The sequence below is a fragment of the uncultured Nitrosomonas sp. genome (assembly GCF_902826915.1).
Taxonomy (GTDB): Bacteria; Pseudomonadota; Gammaproteobacteria; order Burkholderiales; family Nitrosomonadaceae; genus Nitrosomonas.
The window spans coordinates 1-5,813 of sequence record NZ_CADEGP010000109.1 but is presented as its reverse complement, the minus strand read 5'-3'; the positions used below and the strand labels follow the sequence as shown (position 1 = coordinate 5,813).

The following is a 5,813-nucleotide window of genomic DNA, read 5'->3' as shown; positions in this document are numbered from 1 at the left end:
GAAATAATTTAATCAATAGCGCACAAATTGCAGCTTGACATTTAGAAGGGCATCAGTAGCACCGTCTCACCTTGCGTATAGGCATGAAAGTTGCCGTGAACACCGCCATCGGTCCAGCCGCTGCTCAGTCCTACCACACTGTCTCGGTGTTGCCTTTAATTTTTAGCATATTCGTCTCTTCCGACAGATCGCTGACATCCTGCGCGGTCAAGGTCAGCTTGTTGTCGCCAACACCGTATAAAGCGATGGTTTCAATCCCGTGAATTTTATCGATCACGCTGGAAAGATCCAGATTAAAACCGCTGCCAGCCAGTCCTAGCGTATCGATACCCGAGCCGCCATCAACAAACTGGAAGTCATCGCCCAATATGCGGATGTAATCGTTACCGGCGCCAGCATCGAACGAGTCTGCACCGCCACGGCCAATCATGCGATCGTTGCCACTTCCACCTGCAAAACTTTCCGCAGCGAATGTGCCGGTAAAAACATCGTCTCCGGGTGTGCCGGGAAAATCTACATCATCATCGGTAAAGTCACTTCTGCCAAATATGATGTAGCTGGAGCCGGAATCGATACCATTCGAATCAGCATCAGGAGCACTGACAATCAAATCATCGAAACCATCGCCATTAACGTCCCCGGCGCTGCTGACTGACCAACCCGATCGATCATTCGCTGCTTCACCATCCAGACGGAAACCGTTACTGCCATCAAGGTCGGATAAATCCATTGTGGCACCAAAGCCGGATGCCTTGCCAAATACCACGTAACCGGAACCCAATATGGAGCTGTTCGGATCAGCACGAAGAGTGCCAATAATCACATCATCAAAGCCACCGCCGTTAACATCCCCTGCATTGCTCACAGAGAGTTTGTGAAATATAGGATCGTCCACTGTTTCACCATCCAGGCGGAAACCATTACTGCCATCCAGATTGGATAAATTAATACTTGCTATTGTTATTATTTCTGCCTCCGGAATAAAAAGAGATTTGCCGGTAATCTATCCATGGTCAAGAGTTTCATTTTCATTCTGACCATGAACCGGATGATTTGATAATCCGCTTTACCCGGTCGGATATTCCGTTCCATATACCGCAAATCGTTAATTTAATTTATTCTTATAAGAATTCTTTGACGAGATCAGGCATTGTGATCCCAAAAAAATCGTAATATGTAAAATCGCTACACGCCGCTCATCAGCGCACGTAAATCCATTTCCCATTTCTTTAACTTGTCATAAGCATACTGGCGTTGTTTTGGGGTAGTGCTATTGTGCATGCGTGCAATAAAGTCGCAAGTGTATTCGGATAATCTCAATTGATAAGCGCGGTAACCCGGGTCATCGGAACGATGCGTGTGCTCAATCAGTTTTCTTAATGAAGTGGTAGTCTGTTCAGGTGAGATGGATTCGGTAGCGAACTGACGCAATAATCTTAGCGTTTCTTGCTGCCGGCGTTGACGTTCGGTCATCCAAATTTCGGGATTGAAAGGCGAGGCTTCGATGCTGGTCTCGATTAATTGCCGTTGTGTTTTGTCAATGCTGCCGTATAGATTTTCGATGCGTTTGACAGTTCGCTTGATCGATGCATGCCGACGATCCTCAAGATCTGGCTGCAGATAGTCGCGGCGCAGTTCGACATTGCTTTTGGCATAGCGTTGTTCGAGATGCTGCCACTGCGCTTCACCTAAGCGCAATACGACGGGTGCGCTCAGTTGCACAGCCTGATCAAAGGCGGGAGCGATAATGTTTTGCAGTTCGTCGGACCAATGACAAATTTGGGTTGGCGTCAGTGGGCTGTCGATCTGGCTGCGTACAGAGGCTAACCAATCGATATATTCAGGAAGTTGTGTCGTGCGATGCCAGCCAAACCACTGATGAATTGCTTGCTTGGCGTGTGGCGCTTGTTCACGATCAAAATCAACGTAGCCATCCAGCCACCACCAGGCAAGCCGTGGCCCGTGATCATAACTCAGACGCGCCATGCTACAACCGCTGAGTAGCAATAATAATGTGATGAAGGCAATTCTTTTTAAAACAAGCTGCATGATAATTTAATTGCGAATGAGAAGAAATGTCGCTACGCGGTTAGAAACGGGTCCAAGATACTTGTTTAGTATACATAAATCGTACTTTATCACTTTCTTTTCCGTTGCGTCTGCAGCATCGTAATTGTTCGTACTGTTTGATTCTTGATAGGATTCCATTCATTTCGGAGTAGTATGGGCTGGCCCGGCCGTCATATGGCTTGTATCAGAAACCATAACAGACTAAACTTGGCTTCTATCTTCAGCGTGTAAGCTTAACTCTGGCGACAGTATTTTCTACTCAAGAATTTCTCGCATGGAAGAAAAATTACATCATAAACGCCCCAAATATCTGAACTTGCTTGAGTTCAGACACCCCATGCCTTCTGTGGTTTCGATTCTGCATCGTATCAGCGGTGTATTGCTATTCTTTCCGGGTATCCCACTGCTGCTGTGCGGTTTGCAGCTATTGCTACAATCGCCGCAAAGTTTTGAGATTCTGCAAGACTTTCTCAATAATCCGATTATCAAGCTGTTGTTATTGTTACCACTCTGGTTCTTTCTGCATCATTTATGTACCGGTGTCCGGCATTTGTTGTTGGATATACAAGTAGGAATCACATTGGAACAGGCGCGGACAGGCAGTAAATTAGTATTGATCGCGGGGTTCGTGTTGACCATAGTGACGGGGTTAATGCTATGGTAAGGCGATCCAGACTTGCCGTTACCGGCGCGCACTATGGCGCGAAGGATTGGTTAGCTCAGCGGGTGACTGCCCTTCTGATGACAATTTATTTGATTGTGCTGGCGGGAGTATTGTTGATTGTTGCCCCGCAAGATTATGCAGGATGGAAAGATTTATTCCAGTCCCAATGGTTGCGCATCGCGACTTTTGTGTTCTTTATTTGTGTTTTTTGGCATGCTTGGGTGGGTGTGCGCAATGTGCTTATGGACTATGTTCATTCCATGTCAATTCGCTTAATGATGCAAATCGCGGTAGTAACTGCTTTGCTGTTTTATCTAGTCTGGACTGCAGAAATATTGTGGAGTTAATGTGACGTTAATCGTAAGAAAGTTTGATGTGGTCATTGTAGGGGCAGGGGGCGCCGGCATGCGGGCGGCACTGCAGTTGTCTGAAGCAGGGCTGAAAGTGGCGGTGTTATCCAAGGTATTTCCCACTCGGTCCCACACTGTTTCGGCGCAAGGCGGAATTGCCGCGGCACTGGGTAATGTGACTGAAGACAATTGGCATTGGCATATGTACGATACCGTAAAAGGATCGGATTATCTGGGCGATCAGGATGCCATTGAATTCATGTGTCGCCATGCCAACGAAGTGGTATATGAGCTGGAGCATTTTGGCATGCCGTTTGATCGCCTGGAGAATGGAAAAATCTATCAACGTCCATTTGGTGGGCAATCGCAAAATTTTGGTGGCGCGCAAGCTACGCGTTCGTGTGCGGCGGCTGATCGTACTGGTCATGCGCTGTTGCATACGCTGTATCAACGTAATGTCAGCGCCAACACGCAATTTTTTATTGAATGGATGGCGCTGGATCTGATTCGTGACGAACAAGGCGATGTTCTGGGTGTTGCTGCGCTGGAAATGGAAACCGGAGAAATCCTGGTGTTGCAAGCGCGCGCAACCCTGTTTGCCACCGGTGGTGGCGGACGAATTTTTCAAGCCAGCACCAACGCATTAATTAATTCCGGCGATGGCTTGGGCATGGCCGCCCGAGCCGGAATTCCGTTGGAAGATATGGAGTTCTGGCAATTTCATCCCACAGGGGTATACGGTGTAGGGGTATTGATCAGTGAGGCGGTGCGAGGCGAGGGCGGGTATCTGCTAAATAAGACGGGTGAGCGCTTTATGGAACGTTATGCGCCCAATGCCAAGGATTTGGCCAGCCGTGATGTGGTTTCACGCGCCATGACCACAGAGATGAAGGACGGGCGCGGCTGCGGCGAAGAGAATGATCATTTATTGTTAAAACTTGATCATCTGGGGGCGGAAATTATCAAAACCCGGTTGCCGGGTATTCGGGAATTGGCGATTAAATTTGCTCATGTCGATCCTATCAATGAGCCGATTCCGGTTGTGCCCACCGCACATTACATGATGGGGGGTATTCCCACCAATTATTTGGGCCAGGTCGTCGCACCATATAAAACCGGCCCTGAGGAAATTGTCTCTGGTTTTTACGCAGTGGGTGAGTGTGCCTGCGTTTCGGTGCACGGTGCTAATCGTCTGGGCACCAATTCATTACTCGACCTTGTCGTATTCGGTCGTGCCGCTGCTGATCAAATTATTGAAGACTTAAAAACAAATTCGCATCATAAACCCCTATCAGGGGATGTTGCCGATAAGACGCTGAATCGTCTGGCGCGATTGGAAAGCCAGCAGAATGGCGAGAGTGTTGCGCAAGTTCATGCAGCCCTAGCCAAGACCATGCAAACCTACTGCGGTGTTTTTCGCTTTGAGGACATGCTGCAAAAAGGTGTGGAGAAAATTCTCGAAGTCGGTGAGCAAGTAGGACGCACAGAAATCAAGGATAAAAGTAAAGTGTTTAATACCGCGCGGATTGAAGCACTTGAACTGGACAACTTAAAAGAAGTGGCCATTGCCACGATGATATCGGCGGAAGCGCGGCGCGAAAGCCGTGGCGCCCATGCGCGTGATGATTATCCAAAACGGGATGATGTCAAATGGCTAAAACATACCTTATTTTTCAGTGAAAATAATCGACTGGATTACAAACCAGTACGGCTCAAACCGCTAACGGTTGAATCTTTCCCGCCCAAAGCCAGAACTTATTAGCGTCATTCGCCTGCTTTAAGTCTGGTCAAATCAGGTTTTGTATAATTTTTGAACCAACCATATAAATTCTATGAAGAAAAATAAATATGTTGTTCTATTAATTTGTCTTATTGTCTGTTTTCCCTATTCTGTTTCAATTTCTGCTGAAACCCGTTACGTATCAGATCAACTGGAAGTAACCTTCCGTAGGGGCCCGACTCTGAGCCATGCGATTCTCAGGATGTTGAAGAGCGGCACCCCTGTAGAGGTTTTGGAGAATGATGCAGAAACCGGCCATACGCGTGTCAAAATTTCTAATGGCATGGAAGGCTGGATACTCAGCCGTTATTTGAGCGTTGAACCTGACGCCAAATCTCAACTGGAAAGAATGCTCAAACAGATTGATCTTGCCAACGTAGATGAAGGTTCTGTGCGCGCTCAGTTAAAGGCCATCAGGGATGAGTATGAGGGGACACAAAAACGTTTGCAAACACTTGAAAATGAGAACAAGCAATTAGTAGATCAAATGGAAACGATTAAGAAAACATCCGCTAATGTGTTGCTCATTGATGGGGAAAATAAGGAATTGCATGAAAAATTAGCCACAACTGAAGAACGCCTCATTGCATTGCAATTAGAAAATCGTGAGCTGGAAAACCACAACCAGAAGGATTGGTTTATTGCCGGAGCCTTAGTTTTATGTGGCGGGATATTTCTGGGCCTGGTTCTTCCGATGTTCAGCAGAAAAAAACGATCTCGATACGGCGATTTCGGTTAATCCATACCAATCAATGGACAGAAGTGGCCTCGCAAATTTGGACAGTCCTTTAAGTGGTAATCTTGCTCAACCCAAGTCGTGCAATAGACGGCAAACAGAGGAGCGAGAGTATGAGAAGGACGAGAAGGAATCACGCAGCGGGATTCAAAGCCAAGGTGGCCATAGCGGCGATCAAGGGTGACAAGACACTAGCTGAGTTAGCGGAACAAT

6 protein-coding genes are annotated in these 5,813 nt (G+C 47.2%); 4 read left to right on the top strand and 2 right to left on the bottom strand.

Translation table 11 applies throughout. The features are described 5' to 3' along the window. Positions 1–130: 130 nt before the first annotated feature. Positions 131–895: an integrin alpha gene (locus QZV86_RS13220; RefSeq protein ID WP_366925708.1), complete on the bottom strand. Its 765-nt coding sequence runs from the start codon at positions 893–895 to the stop codon at positions 131–133. Positions 896–1,185: 290 nt separating this feature from the next. Further along, positions 1,186–2,049: a DUF6279 family lipoprotein gene (locus QZV86_RS13215; protein WP_295629062.1), complete on the bottom strand. Its 864-nt coding sequence runs from the start codon at positions 2,047–2,049 to the stop codon at positions 1,186–1,188. Positions 2,050–2,344: 295 nt separating this feature from the next. Here QZV86_RS13215 and sdhC point away from each other — a divergent pair, with 295 nt between their 5' ends. The 4 genes from sdhC (at position 2,345) to QZV86_RS13195 (ending at position 5,603) form a co-directional block, all read left to right on the top strand. Then, on the top strand, positions 2,345–2,734 hold the full coding sequence (sdhC, locus tag QZV86_RS13210; RefSeq protein ID WP_295629059.1) for a succinate dehydrogenase, cytochrome b556 subunit: 390 nt from the start codon (positions 2,345–2,347) through the stop codon (positions 2,732–2,734). Continuing rightward, positions 2,728–3,081, top strand: coding sequence for a succinate dehydrogenase, hydrophobic membrane anchor protein (sdhD, locus tag QZV86_RS13205; protein ID WP_295629056.1), 354 nt, complete (start codon positions 2,728–2,730; stop codon positions 3,079–3,081). The genes sdhC and sdhD overlap by 7 nt, the downstream gene beginning before the upstream one ends. Position 3,082: 1 nt before the next feature. Beyond that, entirely contained in the window at positions 3,083–4,846 is a 1,764-nt protein-coding gene (gene sdhA, locus QZV86_RS13200) for a succinate dehydrogenase flavoprotein subunit (RefSeq protein ID WP_295629053.1), read from the top strand. A 70-nt stretch (positions 4,847–4,916) separates the two neighbouring features. Continuing rightward, positions 4,917–5,603, top strand: a complete 687-nt coding sequence (locus QZV86_RS13195) for a TIGR04211 family SH3 domain-containing protein (RefSeq protein WP_295629050.1) — start codon at positions 4,917–4,919, stop codon at positions 5,601–5,603. The last annotated feature ends 210 nt before the right edge of the window (positions 5,604–5,813 follow it).

Excerpts from the sequence above, each read along its gene's own strand:
- sdhD (WP_295629056.1), top strand. The coding sequence starts at position 2,728 with ATGGTAAGGCGATCCAGACTTGCCGTTACCGGCGCGCACTATGGCGCG.
- QZV86_RS13215 (WP_295629062.1), bottom strand. The coding sequence starts at position 2,049 with ATGCAGCTTGTTTTAAAAAGAATTGCCTTCATCACATTATTATTGCTA.
- QZV86_RS13195 (WP_295629050.1), top strand. The coding sequence starts at position 4,917 with ATGAAGAAAAATAAATATGTTGTTCTATTAATTTGTCTTATTGTCTGT.
- sdhC (WP_295629059.1), top strand. The coding sequence starts at position 2,345 with ATGGAAGAAAAATTACATCATAAACGCCCCAAATATCTGAACTTGCTT.